The organism is Arthrobacter sp. PAMC25564, assembly GCF_004798705.1.
GTDB lineage: Bacteria > Actinomycetota > Actinomycetes > Actinomycetales > Micrococcaceae > Arthrobacter.
On sequence record NZ_CP039290.1, the window covers coordinates 260,314 to 278,058 of the forward strand.

At 67.5% G+C, this 17,745-nt stretch carries 14 protein-coding genes; 9 read left to right on the top strand and 5 right to left on the bottom strand.

All coding sequences use genetic code 11. The annotated features are described in order from the left end of the window. From E5206_RS01175 to E5206_RS01185, 3 genes are all read right to left on the bottom strand, one after another. Complete coding sequence (locus tag E5206_RS01175; RefSeq protein ID WP_240689870.1) at positions 1–444, bottom strand: acetone carboxylase subunit gamma; 444 nt, start codon at positions 442–444, stop codon at positions 1–3. Positions 445–497: 53 nt separating this feature from the next. Next, positions 498–2,426 carry a hydantoinase/oxoprolinase family protein gene (locus E5206_RS01180; protein WP_136320888.1) on the bottom strand — a complete coding sequence of 643 codons (1,929 nt, stop codon included), beginning with the start codon at positions 2,424–2,426 and terminating at the stop codon, positions 498–500. A gap of 290 nt (positions 2,427–2,716) precedes the next feature. Continuing rightward, positions 2,717–3,577 (bottom strand): 3-hydroxyacyl-CoA dehydrogenase family protein, encoded by an 861-nt coding sequence (locus E5206_RS01185; protein WP_136320889.1) that lies wholly within the window; start codon positions 3,575–3,577, stop codon positions 2,717–2,719. A 188-nt stretch (positions 3,578–3,765) separates the two neighbouring features. Here E5206_RS01185 and E5206_RS01190 point away from each other — a divergent pair, with 188 nt between their 5' ends. The 5 genes from E5206_RS01190 (at position 3,766) to E5206_RS01210 (ending at position 9,970) form a co-directional block, all read left to right on the top strand. Then, positions 3,766–4,821: a zinc-dependent alcohol dehydrogenase family protein gene (locus E5206_RS01190; RefSeq protein ID WP_136320890.1), complete on the top strand. Its 1,056-nt coding sequence runs from the start codon at positions 3,766–3,768 to the stop codon at positions 4,819–4,821. A gap of 95 nt (positions 4,822–4,916) precedes the next feature. Beyond that, a complete protein-coding gene (locus E5206_RS01195; protein WP_240689872.1) occupies positions 4,917–5,273 on the top strand; it encodes a hypothetical protein in 357 nt (118 codons plus the stop codon). Between the two features lie 14 nt (positions 5,274–5,287). Continuing rightward, a complete protein-coding gene (locus E5206_RS01200) occupies positions 5,288–7,948 on the top strand; it encodes a PEP/pyruvate-binding domain-containing protein (RefSeq protein ID WP_240689874.1) in 2,661 nt (886 codons plus the stop codon). Beyond that, positions 7,948–8,955, top strand: a complete 1,008-nt coding sequence (locus E5206_RS01205) for an alpha/beta hydrolase (protein WP_240689876.1) — start codon at positions 7,948–7,950, stop codon at positions 8,953–8,955. Before E5206_RS01200 ends, E5206_RS01205 begins: the two co-directional genes overlap by 1 nt. Before the next feature lie 67 nt (positions 8,956–9,022). After that, positions 9,023–9,970, top strand: coding sequence for an alpha/beta hydrolase (locus E5206_RS01210; protein ID WP_136320891.1), 948 nt, complete (start codon positions 9,023–9,025; stop codon positions 9,968–9,970). On the opposite strand, the gene E5206_RS01215 is transcribed toward E5206_RS01210, so the two are convergent. Further along, positions 9,967–10,710, bottom strand: a complete 744-nt coding sequence (locus E5206_RS01215; RefSeq protein WP_136320892.1) for a glycosyltransferase family 2 protein — start codon at positions 10,708–10,710, stop codon at positions 9,967–9,969. The two genes, E5206_RS01210 and E5206_RS01215, sit on opposite strands and share 4 nt — an antisense overlap. 157 nt (positions 10,711–10,867) lie before the next feature. On the opposite strand from E5206_RS01215, the gene E5206_RS01220 reads away from it, so the two are divergent. The 3 genes from E5206_RS01220 (at position 10,868) to E5206_RS01230 (ending at position 14,579) form a co-directional block, all read left to right on the top strand. Beyond that, on the top strand, positions 10,868–11,071 hold the full coding sequence (locus E5206_RS01220) for a cold-shock protein (RefSeq protein WP_013599688.1): 204 nt from the start codon (positions 10,868–10,870) through the stop codon (positions 11,069–11,071). A 128-nt stretch (positions 11,072–11,199) separates the two neighbouring features. Beyond that, on the top strand, positions 11,200–13,899 hold the full coding sequence (locus E5206_RS01225; protein WP_136320893.1) for a DUF4118 domain-containing protein: 2,700 nt from the start codon (positions 11,200–11,202) through the stop codon (positions 13,897–13,899). After that, positions 13,896–14,579 carry a response regulator gene (locus E5206_RS01230; protein ID WP_136320894.1) on the top strand — a complete coding sequence of 228 codons (684 nt, stop codon included), beginning with the start codon at positions 13,896–13,898 and terminating at the stop codon, positions 14,577–14,579. Before E5206_RS01225 ends, E5206_RS01230 begins: the two co-directional genes overlap by 4 nt. 9 nt (positions 14,580–14,588) lie before the next feature. On the opposite strand, the gene E5206_RS01235 is transcribed toward E5206_RS01230, so the two are convergent. After that, complete coding sequence (locus E5206_RS01235) at positions 14,589–15,824, bottom strand: acyl-CoA dehydrogenase family protein (protein ID WP_136323900.1); 1,236 nt, start codon at positions 15,822–15,824, stop codon at positions 14,589–14,591. A 162-nt stretch (positions 15,825–15,986) separates the two neighbouring features. Here E5206_RS01235 and E5206_RS01240 point away from each other — a divergent pair, with 162 nt between their 5' ends. Beyond that, on the top strand, positions 15,987–17,723 hold the full coding sequence (locus E5206_RS01240) for an AMP-binding protein (protein ID WP_136320895.1): 1,737 nt from the start codon (positions 15,987–15,989) through the stop codon (positions 17,721–17,723). Positions 17,724–17,745: the final 22 nt, after the last annotated feature.

Below are 17,745 nucleotides of genomic sequence, written 5' to 3' on the forward strand. Positions count from 1 at the left end.
TTAGCTGTGCGAGTGGGGGGCGGACGGGGACAGGCTGTTGTACGAGCCAAGTGCCGGGCTGAAGTCGGCAACGGCCTCTTCGCCGGGTCCGTAGTTGATGACGGTCTCCGGGTTGGTTCCACGCTTCGTCCACTGTTCGCGGAGCGAGTCGATATCCCAGAGCATGTCCACTGTCGGCGGGTGTCCCGGCGGCACGTACTCGGTTTCCATCTGTGTCCCGCAACCCGGGCAGTAGAACTCGAGAATCCTGCAGAAAGTGGGGTCCGGAGCGAAGGTGAACTCGTACTTTTCCGGGTCAAGGATCGACTGGTGGATGTCTCTTGGGTCCCGGTCGTAAACCAGGGTTCCCTCTTTGTAGTTGCCCCGGGCGTCGCCGAGGTCATGGCTGCAGACCCTGCAGGTCCACCGCTCCGTGTCGAGGTCGATGATCAGATATTCCGTCATTGGAATCCGCATAGCGTGTCTCACCTGTTTTCTTGCTGATGGTCGTGTGGGGGTCACTTCTGGATGGTGTCTGTAAGCATGAGGTCACCGGAGACCGTCACATCGAAGGTCCAGCCATGCGGCACGCGGGCCGTGAAATAGGGGCCCTCCACGATGGCCGGGCCCGCGGCTGAGGCTCCGGCGGTTTGGCGCTCCAGTTCGAATACCGGCACCTCATCGACCTTGTCGACGGCGGAGCGGACGGTCCGGGTGGAGGCGGCGACGGCGGGCTGCTTCGCCAGTGCTTCGGCCCGCCTGATCGACGCGTGCGGCAGTTCGAAGCGGGCGGTCAGGGTCAGCATGGTGTTGTGTTCGCCGCTGGCGGGCTGCGGGTCGGATTCCAGGTAGGGGAGCTCCGAGACCAGCTGGCCTTCGGCGTCTTCCAGCACAACATTCCATTCGAGCCGGCAGTCGCCGATGTCATGGCCCTCCTGGAACATGTCCCGCGCCGCCCGGGCCAGGAGTGCCGCCTTGGCGGCTGAGAACCCTTCGGTGTCCAGCCCCGCGACGTTCGCCTCATAGGTCTGCGCGATGTCGGAGAAGCCGATCCCGAAGGCCGAGAAGACCGCGGCCATCCGGGGCACCAGGACCCGGCGGACGCCGGCGATCCGTGCCGCACCGCACGCACTCATGGGGCCCGCCCCGCCGAATGCGGCCACCGTCGTGGCATCCGCATCCTCGATATCATCGGCGAAGGACTTCGCCATGCGTTCGAAGTAGGCGGCCTCCATCCGGATCAGCGCGTCGTTCAGGGTGATCCCCAAAGGGTCCGCAATCACTTCGGTGATGACCGCGCGGGAGCGTTCGGCGTCAAGGCTGAACCCGCCATCGAGGTAGGTGTCCGGGTCCAGGACGCCCAGCAGCAGATTCACGTCCGTGATGGTGGCCTGCTTGCCCCCAAAACCAAAACAAGCAGGGCCAGGGGCGGCTCCGACGCTCTCCGGGCCGACGGTGATGGCGCCGTCGCGGACTGCGATGACTGAACTGCCGCCGACGCCGCTGGAGTGGACGTTGCTCATCTCGAAGGAAACCGGGACACCCTGGATGGAGCCTCTGCGGTCGGTGGAGATGGTTGAGTTCTTCACCGAGCCGACATCGGTGGTTGTGCCGCCGACGTCGATCATCAGCACATGCGCGAGTCCGTAGGCCTCGGAGAGTGCCTTTGTACCTTCCAGCCCGCCGCGGGGGCCGGAAGAGTAGGTCTTCAACGCGACAGATTTGGCCACTCGTGAGGAAGCCCCGTCATTGCGGTAGATCAGGAGCGGGTTCTTGACCTTGTGGTCCCGGAGCCGGTGCTCGGTGCTGTAGAGGAACCGCTCCATGGTGGGATGCAGGAAGGAGTTGATGATTCCGGACCAGACGCGGCGCCCCTGGACAGTGTCGGGCGTGAATTCCCAGGAGAACAGAATGGGTACCGAGCCCAGCAGGTGCCGGGGGAACTTCCGCAGCAGGATGCCTTTGACGGCCTTCTCCTTGTCCCTGTCCGCCATCGCGATGACCAGCCGCGCGGCGCCGTCGGTCGTCAGCCGGTTGACCTGCTTCACAATTTCCTGGGCGAGCGCCTCAACGTCCTGCCCTGCGTTGATGACGGCCACGCGGGTTCCGACGAGGTCTTCGAACAGCTCCGCTGCGGCGTGGCCCTTGCGAAGTTCTTCGGCCAGGACAGGGCTGTCGGTAAGGATGCCGATCCGGGGTCCCTTACGTTCCACGAGGGCATTGGTGCCTTGGGTGGTGGAGTACCGGATGTGGCGGGTTGAGTGCAGCAGCCCGGGGAGATCCTCTTCGCCGAAGATCTCCTTGGATGCTTTGGCCATGCCGTCGAAGAGACACTGGGAGAGGTCAAAGGGCGTGGTGAGCGTCTTGGTGAACGAAAAATTCTCGCCATCCCAGACACAGATATCGGTCAGTGTCCCACCGTTGTCGATGTTAATGAGCCGTTCCATTGATACTCCTTTGTATGTTGGGGCGCGGTGACACAAGCTGCGTATTCCTCAACATTTGACTGTGATCCAAGCCACATTGAGGACTGATCTCAGTGTGGCTCAGCAGCCGGAGTGGCCCGCAACCACCTGACCGGGTGGACTATGCGGGGCTTGGGCGGCTACCCGGGTGGGTGGCGGAGTGGGGCATAAAGCAACGCGGGGTCAGCTACGGCCCATTCATGGCGGGCAAATGGGCCGTAACTGACCCCGCGTTGCTTGTGATGCGGGTCCGGTGCGGGGTCAGCTGGGGGTCAGGCGTAGTCGTTGTAGAAGCCGCGGCTGCTCTTAACCCCCAGCCAGCCCTTGGCGATGTACTCCTGCAGCATGGGGGCCGATTTGTTCTCAACCCCGGCCAGCTCGCAGTAGTGGTTCTCAATGTCCAGGACCACATCCAGTCCGACCTCGTCCATAAAGCGGAAAGGAGTGGTTTCCGATTTGAAGATGTCGGCGAACAAGGCGTCCACGTCCTGCGGCTCCGCCACTCCCTCGGCCACGACGAGGAGCGATTCGCGCTTGATCGCTGCCCAGATCCGGTTGAAGATGAAGCCGGTACTTTGCTTGCGCACCAGGTGCGGGATCAGCGCGTACCTGGGCAGCTCGGCCATGAGCAGCCCGATAATCCGCGGGTCGGTGTGGCCGCTGGACATCAGCTCCACCGAACGCACCGCCGGCGGCATGTAGAAGTGCATGTTCAGGACACGCTCCGGGCTGTTCACTCCGCCGATGAATTCGGAGGAAGCGAACGAGGAAGAGTTGCTGGCCAGCACGGCGTCCGGGGCTGCCAACTGGTCAAGGTCAGCGAAGATTGCCTGCTTAAGGCCAAGCTTTTCGGGGACCGACTCGACCACGAGCCACGAATCCCGGAGGGCGTCCACGAGGTTGTCCCTCGCCGCGAGCCGGACCGCCTGGTTGCCCCCGAGCTCTTCGACGGCGCGGTGGCGCTGGGTTGCAATGTACTCGATAGCGGCTTTGGCTACGGCGAGGCTTGTGTCGTAGACGCGCACTTCGGCGCCTTGGAGCGAAAGCATCAAGGCGATGCGCCGGCCCAGGGTGCCGCCGCCGATGACGGTAATGGGCCGTTCCGTGATATTGGCGGGGAGCGTATAGGTCATGTCAGTTCCTTTCAGGAGGCCACCGATGCGGCGGCCAGATTGATGCGGTTCGTGCTGGTGCCCCTGGCGATCAATACAAGGGCAGGAAGGGTGCCAAGCACAAGGGCCGTACCGCAGATCAAGGACCCCGGCGGCCCGGGAGGACTAAACTCGGTCCAAGCCTGCCCACCACCATGCGAGGAGCCTTCATGCGCGCCACCATCATCCACGCCCCCGGCGACATCCGGGTCGAAGACCGCGACTACCCCACCGTCCTGCTGCCCTCCGACGTCGTTGTGAAAGTGACCGCGTCCTGCGTCTGCGGCTCCGACCTGTGGCCCTACCGCGGGGTCAGGCCCACCCACAAACCATCAGCGATCGGTCACGAGTTCATCGGGACGGTCGAAAGCATCGGCGACGACGTCACCGAGCTCGCCGTAGGTGACTTCGTGATCGCACCGTTCGTGATCAGCTGCGGCGAATGCCCCCAGTGCCGCAACGGAGTCACCGTCGCCTGCGACCACCTGGCCGGGTGGGGCGGCAAGGACGACACCGGGCTCGCGGTCGACGGCGGCCAGGGCGAAGCGGTCCGCGTTCCGCTGGCCGAGTCCACCCTGGTCAAGGTTCCGGGCATCACCGAGCCGGACGCCGCCCTGCGCGCCAGCCTGCTGACGCTCTCCGATGTGATGGCCACCGGCCACCACGCGGCCCTCGCCGCCAAGGCCGGCCCGGGCAGGACCGTCGTTGTGGTCGGCGACGGCGCCGTCGGGCTCTGCGGCGTGCTGGCGGCGAAGCGGCTGGGCGCCGAGCGGATCATCGCCATGTCCCGCCACGCCGACCGCCAGGCCATAGCCCGCGAGTTCGGCGGCACGGACATCGTGGCCGAACGCGGCGAGGAAGGCGTGGCGAAGGTCCGCGAACTCCTCGGCGGGGTGCTGGCCGACTCCGTGCTCGAGTGCGTCGGGACCAAGGAATCCATGGATCAGGCGCTCCACAGCGTCCGTCCGGGCGGCGCGCTGGGCTTCGTCGGCGTCCCGACCGGTGGCGCCGAGGCCCCGCTGCGCTACCTGTTCGACACGAACATCTCCATCGCCGGCGGAATGGCCCCGGCCCGGACCTACATCCCCGAACTGCTGGCCGATGTGCTGGCCGGCACGATCAATCCGGGCCGCGTGTTCGACGTCGTTATGCCGCTGGAGGAAGCTCCCGAGGCCTACCGTGCCATGGATGAACGCCGCGCCATCAAGGTCCTGCTCACCCCGTAGCCGGAGCGCCCGGCATGGCTCCCGACGGCGGCGGTGCCGTGCCCGTGTGCGGCCTCTGGCGCGGGCCCTTGCACTCCAAACACCACGGGTCTAGCGTGAAGCGCATCAGCATCCACCGCCGCCACCGAGGAGCCATCATGGCCGGGTTTGTGCAGATCATCGAATTCCAGACGTCCCGCATCGAGGAGGTCGAGGCACTCGGCCGTCCGTCACGGACCGAAGGGACCACTGCCCCCACTTTCCGCCGGATCATGGCCACCGCAGACCGCGACCGACCCGGAACTTACCTCACTATCGTCGAATTCGATTCCTATGAATCGGCGATGGAAAACTCCAACCGGCCCGAGACATCCGACTTCGCCGCGAAGATGGCTGCCCTGTGCGATGGCCCGCCGACATTCCGCAACCTCGATGTGCAGTGGGAGGACGCCGGCGACGCGGAGGCTGGCTAGCGAGGGAGCAAAAAGTGGGTTCTGCAGGCATCAACGGGCAGGACAGCCTGGTACTGGACCTCCGTGATCTGGGCTCCGCGCCCCTGTCCCTGGTCGGCGGAAAGGCACTGAACCTCGGCAAACTGGTGGCCGCAGGCCTCCCTGTGCCGCGCGGGTTCTGCCTCACTACCTCTGCGTACCGGATGGCGGCGCCGCCGGAGCTGGATGCCTTGGCGGCGCACCTCGACGGCGCCGGCCCGGAGAAAGCTCCGGCTGGCGAGGAACTGGGTGAGCTGGCCAGGCGGGCGCGGGAGATGGTCGTGACAGCGCCAATCCCCCACGAGGTGGACGCCGCCGTCCGCAAGGCCTACGCCGGACTGGGCGCCTCGCCCGCGGTGGCGGTCCGATCCTCGGCCACAGCTGAGGACCTCCCGCTCACCAGCTTCGCCGGGCAGCAGGATTCCTACCTCGACATCGTGGGCGCTGACGCCGTGGTCCAGGCCGTCCGGCGCTGCTGGGCCTCGCTCTGGACCGAACGGGCCGTTGCCTACCGCTCCGCCAACGGGGTCAGCCACCGCGACGCCGGCCTCGCCGTCGTCGTCCAGGACGTCGTCCACGCCGCCGCCGCCGGAGTGCTGTTCACGGCCAATCCTGTCACCGGCACCCGGACCGAAACGGTCATCGACGCGAGTCCCGGGCCGGGGCAGGCGGTGGTATCCGGCGCGGTGAATCCCGACCATTTCGTGGTGGAAACGGCCACTGGCCAGGTCCTTCTCCGCTCGCCGGGAGGGAAGGAACCCGGGCGGCGGCCGAGCCTGGTGGATGCCCAGATCCGTGAACTCACCTCGCTGGGAGACACGGTCCAGCGGCTGTTCGGCACGCCCCAGGACATTGAATGGGTCATCGACGCCGGCGGGAAGCTCTGGCTGACCCAGTCGCGCCCGATCACCACGCTCTACCCTTTGCCCGATCCGGCCGCCGCGGAACCGTCCGGCTCGGAATCGCGGCCCGCAGCCGGGACCCGCGTGTACCTGTGCGGAACGTTGCTTCAGGGCCTCACCCGCCCGATCACGCCGATGGGACTCTCGGTGCTGGGCGCGGTGAGGAACCGCAAAGGCCCCTGGCAGTACGTCAATCCCGGGCTTCGCATGTACGTGGACCTGACGCCCCTGGTGCACAACAAATACGGCCGCAGCTACCTGCAGCGGATCCTCCCGCTGGCGGACGGGAGGTCCGGGGCAGTCTTTCCTGCGTTGCTTGAGGACCCGAGGTTCAGCGTCAGCAAACGCACCCTGCGCCAGTCCCTCGCCAAGGCCGGCGCGGCCCGGGGCATCCCCAGCAGCGAGGGGACAGACAGCGTTCTCCTGGTTCTCCGGCTGCTTCCAGCCCTGATCGGTGCGGCGCTGCGGCCCGAGGCGGAGCTGGCCCGGGCCCAGGCCTACGGCAAGCGCCTCGACGCGGAACTGGCGCTGCCCGAACCTGCCACTGCCTTCCGCCGGCTCGATCACACCCAGCGCATCCTGGACCGGACTGTTGACGGTCTGATCCTGGCCACCCTGCCGGGGCCCTCGGTCGGCTACATCATGCTGGCCGTGGCCCGCCGGCTGCTCCGTGGCATTGCGAAGCCCCGCGAGCTGGAGGCAGTGTTGCGCGGGCTGCCGCACAACGTGACCACCGAGATGGATCTTGAACTCTGGCAACTGTCGGTGGCCATCGGGGCGGACCCGGCGTCCCGCGAGGTCTTCCTGGCGAAAAACCCCGAGGAACTGGCCGCCGGCTTTGCTGCCGGCACGCTGCCGGCGGTGGCGCAGGCGGGCCTGAGCGGTTTCCTGGCGCGCTACGGCCACCGTGCGGTGGCCGAGATCGATCTCGGCATGCCGCGGTGGTCCGAAGTGCCGGACCACATCCTCGGCATGATCTCCAACTACCTGCGCGTGGAGGACCCCGAACAGGGCCCCGACCGGCAGTTCGCGCGGGCGGTGGACCATGCGGAGGACCGGATCCGCGATCTCGTGCAGCGGGCACGGGCGCGGAGCCGGCTCCGCGCCCGGCTCGTGGAGCTCTGCCTGCACCGGGCGCGGCAGCTGTCCGGGCTCCGCGAACTGCCGAAGTTCTTCATCGTCCAGGCCCTTGCCGCGATGCGCCGCCAGCTCCTCCTGATCGGCAGCGAACTCGCCGGGGCCGGGGCCGTCGCGGCCGCGGACGACGTCTTCTTCCTCGACTTTGATGAGGTACGCGTGGGCCTGCGCGGCGCGGACCTGAAGGGACTGGTCCGGGACCGCCGCCGGCTCTACAGCAATGAACTGCGACGGCGGCGCATCCCGCGGCTCCTGCTCTCCGACGGCACCGACGTCGAGGCCGCCCTGATGGCGAAGTCCCCGGCGTCCGGCGCCCTGGCTGGAACGCCGGCGTCGGCCGGCACCGCCACCGGCAGGGTCAGGGTCATCATGGACCCGGTAGGCGCCCACCTCGAGCCCGGGGAGATCCTGGTGGCGCCCTCCACCGACCCCGGCTGGACCCCGCTGTTCATGACCGCCGGTGCGCTCGTCATGGAGATGGGCGGCGTCATCTCGCACGGGGCCGTGGTGGCCCGTGAGTACGGGATCCCGGCCGTGGTCGGTGTGCCGGACGCCACCACCCGGCTGCGCACCGGGCAGATCGTCACGGTCGACGGCGCGGCCGGAACCGTGCGGTGATGATCGCCGCGAGGAACGTCCTGCGCCGGGTACCGGTCTGGGCGTGGCGGGTGATGATGCATTCCGTGCGCTCCAGCGAGAACTCCCGCTTCAACGTCGATCCCATCACCGCCGTCACGTACGTCCACGACGTCGACTTCGTGGGCGACGGCATCCGGGCGCACCGCCTCGACGTGATCACCCCGGCACCTGCCGGCACCCCGGGCAGCGGACCTGACGCCGCCGGTCCGCTGCCCGTCTACGTCTACTTCCACGGCGGGGGCTGGACCTCTGGAGACAAGGCCCCGTTGACCAAATACTGCGCCAGCCAGGCCGAGGGCGGCATGGTGGTGGTCAACGTCAACTACCGCATGGCACCGCGCTTCCACATGTTCCACGTCCTGGCGGACGGCAACGCCGCCTTGGCCTGGGTCCGCAGGAACATCGCAGGTTTCGGCGGCGACCCGTCGCGGATCATCCTCGGCGGGGACTCCGCCGGCGGCCAGATCGCGGCCCTCCTCACCGCCGCCAGTTTCCACCCGGAACTGGCCCGGCACTACGGGCTGAATCCTGCCGTGCCATCCACGGACTTCAAGGGCCTGGTCCAGCACTGCAGCATAGTGGACTTCTCCGTCTTCTTTGACAGGGGCTTTGTCCTGAGCCTGAACTTCATCCGGATGCTGCTTCCCGGCTTCCGCAGCCGGGGCCGCCAGATCCGTAGGGCCAGCGGCAGGACCGGCGGCAGCAGGCTTGAAGCGCTCCGCGAGGCTGCCGGCTTCCTCTCGCCGATCGAATGGCTGGACGCCCGCTTTCCGCCGGTCTTCGTGACCACCTCGGAGCGCGACTTTTTCTACGGCGCGAACCTGAACTTCATCGCCCGGCTGCGCGAACACGCGGTCCAAGTGGACACCCTCATCTACGGCCGGGACAACGCGAACACCGAGCACACCTGGCAACAGGACTTCCGCTATCCGGAATCGCAGGAAGTGTACCGGCGGATCCACGCCTTTGTGCGCAAAGTCGCCTAGGAACCGTCCCAAGGCAGCCACCCTGGGAGCTGCGGCATGCGCCGGCCGGCGGGGCTATGTTTAGTGCATGGCGTCCGCAGAGCGCAACACACAGGACCTGCCCGAACCCGAGCCTGAGGGCTGCGGTTCCGCGGTGGTCGATGACGCCGCGCGCCGCGATGCGGCCCTGCCCGACGTCGACTGGAGCGTCCTTCCCGAAGGCGCGGAGCGCGGCCACTTCGAGGCACCCAGCGGCACGCTCGCAACCATCGTCATGGGAGACCCCGGCAACCCGCGGGTGCTGCTTATCCCTGGGGCCACCGGGTCCAAGGAAGACTTCGGCCTGATGCTGCCCGAGCTCGCGGCGGCCGGGTATTTTGTGCTCAGCTGCGACATCGCCGGCCAGTACGAATCAGCCGGGGCCGGGCCCGAGCATCTGGTGCCACCGCGGGCCCACTACGATTACGATCTCTTCCGCGATGACCTCATCGCGATGCTCGACGACGGTGAAGGCGCCGCGCACGTCGTCGGGTATTCCTTCGCCGCGATCGTGGCGCAGATCGCCTTCGCGCAACGCCCCGAGAAGTTCCGCAGCCTGACGCTGATCAGCTGCCCGCCCGAGCCGGACCGGAGCTTCCTCGGAGTGCGCATTATCGGCCGGCTCAGCCGCTACGCCACCGGCCGTGTCGGCGCGGCGCTGACGATCTGGGGCATCCGCCGCAACATCAACAGGGTTCCCCCGCGCCGCCTGCGGTTCGTCAAGGACCGTTTCCGGTTGACGCGTCGCGAATCCGTCAGTGACATCTTCGACCTCATGCAGCACGCGCCCGATCTCCGTCCGGTCCTGGCCCGCGCAACCCTGCCGAAGTTTGTCGCCGTCGGGGAACACGACCTCTGGCCGCTGGCGTTGCACCGGCGTTTTGCACAGTCGATTGGTGCGCGGATCATGGTGTACCGCGGTGGGCACAGCCCGAGTGAAACCTCGCCGTACCAGATCAGCCGGGACCTGATCGCGCTCTTTGCCACTACTGGCTAGGCAGGGTGCCCGTGTTCCCAGCGTTTGCGACGCCGGCGCCGCCGCAGCGGGGGCTCCTTGGCGAATTCGATCCGGAACGTCGTCCACGCCATCGAGAGCCGGCGGCCGACGGCCTGCCAGCTCTCGAAGGGCCGCGCTGAGACGCCAACCCGAAGCGTCGGCTCGCAAATGACGGTCACCTCAGGGGGAAGCTGGTAGGAAATGTCGAGGTCGTCGTGGACCGGGGGCAGTCCTCGGCTGACCGAGCAACGGATCAGTTTCCACACCCCCGAGCGCAGGGCGAAGTTCGAGCCGAACAACGGCGGGTGTCCGAGCAGGTGTCCGATCGCCCAGAAGTACCCGGCGATATAGACATTCCGGCCCAGCCAGCGGGAAAAGCGGCTGCCGCCATAGAAATCCCCCGGGCCGGTCACGGCCGCGAACGGGCCAGCCCCGTCAAGGATGGCTTCGACGCGCTCCAGCCAGTCCGTCGGGGGAACCGAGTCGGTGTCCAGCCGCGCGATCACCTCGGACGTGGCTTCGTCGAACCCCTTCGCCGTGGACGCGGCGATCCCGGACAGATCGACGGCGATCCTCCGGACACCGGCCGCCGCGCAAACTGCCGCGGTGTTGTCTCTGCTGCCGTTGTCCACCACGATTACTTCGTCGGCGGGCCTGGTCTGCCGGGCGAGCGCGGCCAGGCACGCGGACAGCATTTCTGCATCGTTCCGCGAGGGGATGACCACCGAGATTGTTGACATCGTGCCCCGACTATAGCGCCCGGCCGATTCGAACTCCCCGCCTTAGGCCCTTGCACCGCGGGCCGGGGACCCGTACGTTGGGGACAGCGGACGAATGTCTCCGCAGCCGTTGGCCTCAGGGCCGCCGGAGATCAGCAGCGTTTCAGAAGGATATGGCATGGCTACAGGCACAGTTAAATGGTTCAACGCCGAAAAGGGTTTTGGCTTCATCGCCCCGGATGACGGGTCGGCCGACGTTTTCGCCCACTACTCGGCAATCGCCAGCAGCGGCTACCGCTCACTGGACGAGAACCAGAAGGTCGAGTTCGACGTCACCCAGGGCCCGAAGGGCCCGCAGGCTGAGAACATCCGCCCGCTCTAACAACTCTGGAAAGTAGCCCGGCCAGCCGGCCGGGACCTTTTCCCCGAAGACCACAAACGCCCCTCCGGAGGATTCCTCCGGAGGGGCGTTTGTGTGCCGGGAAGAGGGTGGAATGGAAGAATGACAGCATGGCACGTGGAACGCTGCGCATCTTTCTGGGGTCAGCACCCGGCGTCGGCAAGACCTACGCCATGCTCCGGGAGGGGCAACGGCTGCGCGGCAACGGCGAGGACGTCGTCGTCGCGTTCGCCCGGGACCGGGGCCGCCGGGACACGCGTGAACTGTTGACAGGGCTTGAGGGCATTCCGGCCCGGCGGGTGCCGTGGCGCGGGCTTCAGGCCGAGGAGCTGGACCTTGACGCAGTGCTCCGGCGCGCTCCCGCCACGGCGATCGTGGACGAGTACGCGCATGCCAATCTCCCCGGCAGCCGGAACCAGCACCGCTGGGAGGACATCGACGAACTGCTGGAGGCGGGGATCAATGTCCTGTCCACCCTGGACATCCAGCAGCTCGCTTCGCTCAGCGACGTCATCCACGCCATCACCCGGATCCGCCCCGCCGAGACCATTCCTGATGACATTGCCCGCCGGGCCGGGCAGATCCAGCTGGTGGACATCTCCCCCGAGCTCCTGCGCCAGCGGCTCGCGGACGGCAGGATCGTCGCAGCCGACCGGATCGATGCCGCCCTCTCGGATTACTTCCGTCCGGGCAATCTGGCCGCACTGCGTGAGCTGGCCCTGCTGTGGCTGGCGGACCGGGTGGACGAAGGCCTGGCCAGGTACCGGGAGGGCAACGGGATCGAGGCCAGCTGGCCCGCCCGCGAGCGCGTCGTCGTCGGGCTGGCCGGCGGCCCCGACGGCGAGGCCCTGATCCGCCGCGGCGCCCGGATCCTCAACCGGGTCAACGGCGGCGACCTGCTGGCGGTGCATGTGCGAGCGGCCGACGGGGTGCCCGGCGAGTCCCCGCAGGCCCTCGAAGCCCAGCGCAGGCTGGTCCAGGACCTTGGCGGCAGCTATCACGTCGTGGCCGGCGGAGATCCGGCCGGCGCCCTGCTCGACTTCGCCCGCAGCGTCAACGCCAGCCAGATCGTCGTCGGACTCCCCCGCCAGGGCAGGCTCTCCGGACTGGCGAAGGCCGTTCGCGGCGGGAGTGTTGCCGGCCGCGTGGCCCGCGGCTCCGGCGACATCGACGTCCTCACGGTCTCGCAGTCCCCCGGCAGCGGCGGCCCGGGCGTTTCCCGGCAGCGGGACCTGGAACGGGACCTGGAACGGGACCTGGGCCGGACAAGGGTCAGGATCGGCTTCGTTCTCGCGGTTTTCCTGCCGCCGCTGCTCCAGCTTGTGACCGCCGTGAATCCGGACAGGAACCTGGCCACGACCGTGCTGGTCCAGCTCACGGGGTCTGTTGCCGTGGCGCTCGTCGGTGGTCTCTGGCCGGCGGTCGTGGCGGCGGTCTGGAGCAGCCTGCTGGTGAACTACTTCTCCACCCCGCCGGTGGGCAACCTGGCCATCAGCGATTCGCAGAATGTGCTCGCCCTCCTGGTCTTTGTCGGGGTGTCCGCCGCCGTCGCAACCGTCGTGGACCTCTCGGCCAGGCGTTCCAAGGAGGCCGCCCGCGCCCGCGCCGAAGCCGCCACGCTGGCCGATCTTTCGCGCGGTGCGGCGGGCTCGGAAGACACCGTGACCGGCCTGCTCGAGCAGGCCATCGACGTTTTCCAGGTCCGTGGCGCCGCACTTTTCAACCTTCCCGAGGGCGACGGCGGCTCCCGGTCCGACTGGCGGCTCATCACCGGTGTCGGCGAGATCCCGCACGCCGCCGGTGGCTCAGGCACAGATTCCGGCGCCGGCCCGGCAGGGATCCAGGGCGAAAATGTGGAACGAATCGATGCCACGACCTGCCTGGTCCTCTCCGGCCGCGTCCTGCCGGCCAGCGACCGGAAGCTGCTTGGTGCCTTTGGTGTGCATCTGGTGGCGCAGCTGGAACGCCAGCAACTGCTGGCCAGCCGGAACGAAATCCTTCGGCTGGCCGAAAGCAACACCATGCGCACCTCAATCCTTCGCGCCGTCTCGCATGATCTGCGGACTCCACTGGCCGGGATCAAGCTCGCGGTCGGGGGACTCCGCCAGGAGGGGGTCCGCTACACCCGCGACGAGGAGCAGGAGCTGCTGGCCACTATCGAGGAGTGCTCCGACCGGCTGGATGTGTTGGTGGGGAACCTGCTGGACATGTCCCGGCTCACCTCCGACTCCATCAAGCCCCTGCTGCGACCGGTACGCTGGCACGAGGCAATTCCCGGCGGACTGCACGGGATCGCGGCGGACCTGGTGCGGGTGGAGCTGCCCGCCAATATGCCCGAGGTCGATGCAGACCCCGGGATGCTGGAGCGTGTCATTGCGAACATCGTCGAAAACGCCGTCAAGTACGCGCCTGGTTCGGACATTGTCCTGGCCGGTTCCGCCCGCGGGCTGACCCCTGCCACGGCGGGCGGACGTCCGGCCGGGGAACTGCGAATCATCGACCACGGCATGGGAGTCCCGGCAGAACGGGTAGTGGAAATGTTCCGGCCGTTCCAACGCCTCGACGACGCGACGCAGGCCACGGGCGTCGGTCTCGGCCTGGCGGTGGCAAAGGGCTTTATGGAGGCGATGGGCGGCAAGCTCACGGCCGAGGCGACCCCGGGCGGCGGACTGACCATGGTCATCAGCCTCCCGTTGTCCGCAGCCGCCTCCGTCGACGCGCATCAGGGCCAGGCCCCACTGGAACCACAATCGGCCCTGGCCCGTCGCCACGACGCGCCGCCGCTCCTCTCCGGGCGGGACGAGGGATGACCGGGAAGACGGGCGTCCTGGTGGTCGATGATGATCCGTACCTGTTACGCGCCCTGCGAATCACCCTGCAGGCCCATGGTTATGACGTCGCCACCGCCACGGACGGGCGCTCCGCCCTGCTCGCGGCCCGGCAGAACCCGCCCGCCGTCGTGGTCCTGGACCTCGGGCTCCCGGACATGGACGGCACCGGCGTCATCCGGGAGCTCCGCATCCGGAGCCGCGTCCCGATCCTGGTATTGTCCGCCCGGCACGGCTCCGAGGATAAGGTCCAGGCCCTGGACATGGGCGCCGACGACTACATCACCAAACCGTTCGGGCTGGACGAGCTGCTGGCCCGGCTGCGCGCCATGCTGCGCCGCAGCGAGGGTCCGGAGCAGGCACCGGTCATCGCCACCGATGCCTTCACGGTGGATCTGGCGAAACGCCGCGTCCTCCGCGACGGCCAGGATGTCCGGCTCACGCCCACGGAATGGAACATGCTCGAAGTACTGGTCCGGAACCCCGAAAAGCTCATCACCCAGCAGCAGCTGCTGACCGAGGTGTGGGGCCCGGCGTACGCCAAGGAAACCAATTACCTGCGCGTCTACATGGCCCAGTTGCGGCGCAAGCTGGAGCCGGACGCCGCCAATCCCCGCCATCTGCTCACCGAGGCGGGCATCGGCTACCGTTTCCTTCCGTGAGCCGGAGGCCTAGACGAAAGCCGACTTCCCGGTCACGGCCCGGGCCACGATGAGCGAATTGATCTCGTAGCTGCCTTCGTACGTGTAGAGGATTTCGGCGTCGCCGAAGAGCTTTCCCATCTCATAGTCGCTGCTGATCCCGTTGCCGCCCATCAGGGAGCGGCCCATTGCCACGGAGGCCCGGGCCAGCCGGGTCGTGGTGGACTTTGCCATCGCGGCCTGGACCATCTCCAGCTTGCCTTCCTCCTGGATGCGGGCCAGCTGCGCCATCAGCGCCAGCGAGGCGGTGGCGTTGCCCAGGATCTCGGCCAGTTGCTGCGCGATGAGCTGGAACCTGGCCAGCTCCTTGCCGAACTGCTTGCGCTCCAGCGCGTAGGAACGCGCGACGTCGAACGCGGCCAGCTGGATGCCGGCACCTTGCCAGCCGACCCAGGCCCGCGAATCGCGCAGCAACTCGTTGGCCTTGGAGAAGTCCGTGGCGCCGGGCAGCAGGTTGGACTCCGGGATGCGGACGTCCTCGAGCACGATGTCCGCGTTCTGCATGATCCGCAGCCCGATCTTGTTGGCGATCTTGGTGGCGGTGTAGCCGGGCCGGTCCGCTTCCACGATGAAGCCCTTGATCTGCTGGTCGGCGACGTCCCGGGCCCAGACCAGGGCGAAGTCCGCGATGGTGCCGGCACCGATCCAGCGCTTGGCGCCATTGATCACCCATTCCCCGCGCTCGAGCCGTGCGGTCGTTTCGAGTCCCCCGGCGATGTCCGAGCCATGGTCCGGCTCCGTCAGCGCGAAGGCACCGAGCTCGGTGAAGGCGGTCAGCCCCGGCAGCCAGCGTGACTTCTGCTGTTCCGAGCCCAGCTGGTCGATCATGCCGACGATCAGCTCATTGTGGATCCCCACGAGCGCCGAAAGCGACACGTCTGCCCGGGCCACTTCGACATACATCAGGCCTTTGAAGAGCTTGGACGTCCCGTCGGTCTGCAGGCCGCCCAGCCCGTGCTTGCCCAGTTCGGCCAGCAGCCCGAAGGGAAACTCCTCGCGGTTCCAGTAGTCGATCGAGGCTGCCCGGATCCGGGACTGCAGGAATTCCCGGATCTCCTGGTAGCGGATCTGCTCATCCGGGGGCAGCAGCTCCACGATGTACATCAGGTCGGCGTCCGGAAATGGCGGCTCCGCCGCTGTTTCCGCCGCTGATTCCGCTGTGGCGGAGCCCTGTCCGCTGGCACGTCCTTGTGGCTGCACGGGCATGTGTCCCTTCGTCATGCGCCGCCCGTTGAGCGGCGCCGCTCTTCCAAACCCTTGGATGTCCTAGTATATTGCACAGTGATGGGTATCACTAGGGAACTGGTGGTCTCCGGGCAACGGCGCCGGGCTTGAACGGCTGCGCCACCAGACTTCGAAAGGTGCACCATGACAGTCACTGAGGAATTCCGTGCCGCACGCGACCGCCTGCTGGATCTCCGCAAGGATTACGGCGCAGCGCGCAGCCAATTCCAGTGGCCGCGGTTTGAGCAGTTCAACTTCGCCCTGGACTGGTTTGATGCGATCGCGGCGGACCCGGCCAAGGCCGGGAGGCCGGCCCTCGTAATCGTGGAGCAGGACGGCTCCGCGACGCGGCGCAGCTTCGCGGACCTCGCCCGCCGCTCCGCCCAGGTGGCCAACTGGCTTCGGGGCCAGGGGGTGCGCCGCGGCGACCGGATGATCATCATGCTGGGCAACCAGGTGGAACTCTGGGAGCTGATGCTCGCCGGCATCAAGCTCGGCATCGTGATGATCCCGACCACCACCCTGATGGGGTCTGCGGACCTGCTGGACCGGGTGGAACGCGGCGGGGCGAACTGGGCCGCCGTCGGGAGCGCCAACATCGCCAAATTTGCCGACGTTCCGGGCGACTACACCCTGATCGAAATCGGCGGCGAAGCCACCATTCCGACGGCCCTGCAGTACTCGGAGTCCGCCGCCTCCCCGACGGACTTCACCCCGGATGCCCCGACCCTGGCGGACGAAACCCTGCTGCTCTACTTCACCTCCGGCACCACCTCCAAGGCCAAGCTGGTGGAGCACACGCACACCTCCTACCCGGTGGGACACCTGTCCACGATGTTCTGGATCGGGATGGAACCGGGCGATGTGCACCTCAACGTGGCCTCTCCCGGCTGGGCGAAGCATGCGTGGTCGAATGTGTTCACCCCCTGGATCGCCGAGGCGTGTGTGTTCATCTATAACTACGAACGTTTCGACGCCAAGGCACTGATGGAACAGATGGACCGCGAGTCCGTCACGAGCTTCTGCGCCCCGCCCACCGTCTGGCGGATGCTCATCCAGGCCGACCTGACCCAGCTGAAGAACCCGCCGACAAAGGTGGTCTCCGCCGGCGAACCGCTCAACGCCGAGGTGATCGACCAGGTCCAGCGTGCCTGGGGCCAAACCATCCGGGACGGCTTCGGCCAGACAGAGTCCACCGTGCAGATCGCCAACACACCCGGCCAGCCGATCAAGATCGGCGCCATGGGCAGGCCGCTGCCCGGCTACGACGTTGTGCTGGTTGACCCCGCCACCGGCGAGGAAGGCAACGACGGCGAGCTCTGCCTGCGCCTGGACCCGCGCCCCGTCGGGCTGATGAAGGCCTACTACGGCGACCCCGAGAAGACGGCGGACGCCTTCCGTGACGGCTACTACCACACGGGTGACATGGCAAGCCGGGACGAGCGCGGCATCATCACCTATGTGGGCCGCGGCGACGACGTCTTCAAGTCCTCGGACTACCGGCTCTCGCCCTTCGAGCTGGAAAGCGTGCTGATCGAGCACCCGGCGGTGGCGGAGGCCGCCGTCGTCCCCTCCCCCGATCCGCTCAAGCTGTCCGTGCCCAAGGCATTTGTGGTCCTGGCCGCCGGGCATCAGCCCGGCCCGGAACTGGCCGAGGACATCCTGCGGTACTGCCGCGACCATCTGGCCCCCTTCAAGCGGATCCGCCGGCTGGAATTCGCCGAACTGCCCAAGACCATCTCCGGCAAGATCCGGCGCGTGGAGCTGCGGCACAGCGAGGAAGTGCGGCACGGCGGCGGCGCGGTTCCCGAAGGCCTCGGCACGGAGTACTCCGAATCGGACTTCCCGGGCCTGAAAAGCCAGCCGGAAAAGCTAGGCTGAACCCATGACGCTTGAGACGACC

Excerpts from the sequence above, each read along its gene's own strand:
- E5206_RS01175 (WP_240689870.1), bottom strand. The coding sequence starts at position 444 with ATGACGGAATATCTGATCATCGACCTCGACACGGAGCGGTGGACCTGC.
- E5206_RS01180 (WP_136320888.1), bottom strand. The coding sequence starts at position 2,426 with ATGGAACGGCTCATTAACATCGACAACGGTGGGACACTGACCGATATC.
- E5206_RS01185 (WP_136320889.1), bottom strand. The coding sequence starts at position 3,577 with ATGACCTATACGCTCCCCGCCAATATCACGGAACGGCCCATTACCGTC.
- E5206_RS01190 (WP_136320890.1), top strand. The coding sequence starts at position 3,766 with ATGCGCGCCACCATCATCCACGCCCCCGGCGACATCCGGGTCGAAGAC.
- E5206_RS01205 (WP_240689876.1), top strand. The coding sequence starts at position 7,948 with ATGATCGCCGCGAGGAACGTCCTGCGCCGGGTACCGGTCTGGGCGTGG.
- E5206_RS01210 (WP_136320891.1), top strand. The coding sequence starts at position 9,023 with ATGGCGTCCGCAGAGCGCAACACACAGGACCTGCCCGAACCCGAGCCT.
- E5206_RS01215 (WP_136320892.1), bottom strand. The coding sequence starts at position 10,710 with ATGTCAACAATCTCGGTGGTCATCCCCTCGCGGAACGATGCAGAAATG.
- E5206_RS01220 (WP_013599688.1), top strand. The coding sequence starts at position 10,868 with ATGGCTACAGGCACAGTTAAATGGTTCAACGCCGAAAAGGGTTTTGGC.
- E5206_RS01225 (WP_136320893.1), top strand. The coding sequence starts at position 11,200 with ATGGCACGTGGAACGCTGCGCATCTTTCTGGGGTCAGCACCCGGCGTC.
- E5206_RS01230 (WP_136320894.1), top strand. The coding sequence starts at position 13,896 with ATGACCGGGAAGACGGGCGTCCTGGTGGTCGATGATGATCCGTACCTG.
- E5206_RS01235 (WP_136323900.1), bottom strand. The coding sequence starts at position 15,824 with ATGCCCGTGCAGCCACAAGGACGTGCCAGCGGACAGGGCTCCGCCACA.
- E5206_RS01240 (WP_136320895.1), top strand. The coding sequence starts at position 15,987 with ATGACAGTCACTGAGGAATTCCGTGCCGCACGCGACCGCCTGCTGGAT.